The sequence below is a fragment of the Photobacterium sanctipauli genome (assembly GCF_003026495.1).
In the GTDB taxonomy this organism is placed as follows: Bacteria; Pseudomonadota; Gammaproteobacteria; order Enterobacterales; family Vibrionaceae; genus Photobacterium; species Photobacterium sanctipauli.
The window spans coordinates 1-1,053 of record NZ_PYMA01000044.1 but is presented as its reverse complement, the minus strand read 5'-3'; the positions used below and the strand labels follow the sequence as shown (position 1 = coordinate 1,053).

Genomic DNA, 1,053 nt, shown 5'->3' with positions numbered 1-1,053 from the left:
TAAAACCCCTTGGGTGTTGTATGGTTAAGCCTCACGGGCAATTAGTACAGGTTAGCTCAACGCCTCACAGCGCTTACACACCCTGCCTATCTACGTCGTAGTCTCCAACAACCCTTTAGGATACTTAAAGTATCAGGGATGACTCATCTCAGGGCTCGCTTCCCGCTTAGATGCTTTCAGCGGTTATCGATTCCGAACTTAGCTACCGGGCAATGCGTCTGGCGACACAACCCGAACACCAGAGGTTCGTCCACTCCGGTCCTCTCGTACTAGGAGCAGCCCCCTTCAATCATCCAACGCCCACGGCAGATAGGGACCGAACTGTCTCACGACGTTCTAAACCCAGCTCGCGTACCACTTTAAATGGCGAACAGCCATACCCTTGGGACCGACTTCAGCCCCAGGATGTGATGAGCCGACATCGAGGTGCCAAACACCGCCGTCGATATGAACTCTTGGGCGGTATCAGCCTGTTATCCCCGGAGTACCTTTTATCCGTTGAGCGATGGCCCTTCCATTCAGAACCACCGGATCACTATGACCTGCTTTCGCACCTGCTCGACTTGTCAGTCTCGCAGTCAAGCGGGCTTATGCCATTGCACTAACCTCACGATGTCCGACCGTGATTAGCCCACCTTCGTGCTCCTCCGTTACGCTTTGGGAGGAGACCGCCCCAGTCAAACTACCCACCAGGCACTGTCCGCACCCCGGATAACGGGGCGACGTTAGAACATCAACACTACAAGGGTGGTATTTCAAGGACGGCTCCACCATATCTAGCGACATGGTTTCAAAGCCTCCCACCTATCCTACACATGTAGGGTCAATGTTCAGTGCCAAGCTGTAGTAAAGGTTCACGGGGTCTTTCCGTCTAGCCGCGGGTACACAGCATCTTCACTGCGATTTCAATTTCACTGAGTCTCGGGTGGAGACAGCGTGGCCATCATTACGCCATTCGTGCAGGTCGGAACTTACCCGACAAGGAATTTCGCTACCTTAGGACCGTTATAGTTACGGCCGCCGTTTACCGGGGCTTCGATCAAGAGCTTCGAC

At 53.8% G+C, this 1,053-nt stretch carries 1 rRNA gene; it reads right to left on the bottom strand.

Annotation, left to right across the window (positions count from 1 at the left end):
* Nucleotides 1–20: 20 nt before the first annotated feature.
* Nucleotides 21–1,053: ribosomal RNA gene (locus C9I98_RS26355) — 23S ribosomal RNA — on the bottom strand; the annotation flags it as partial.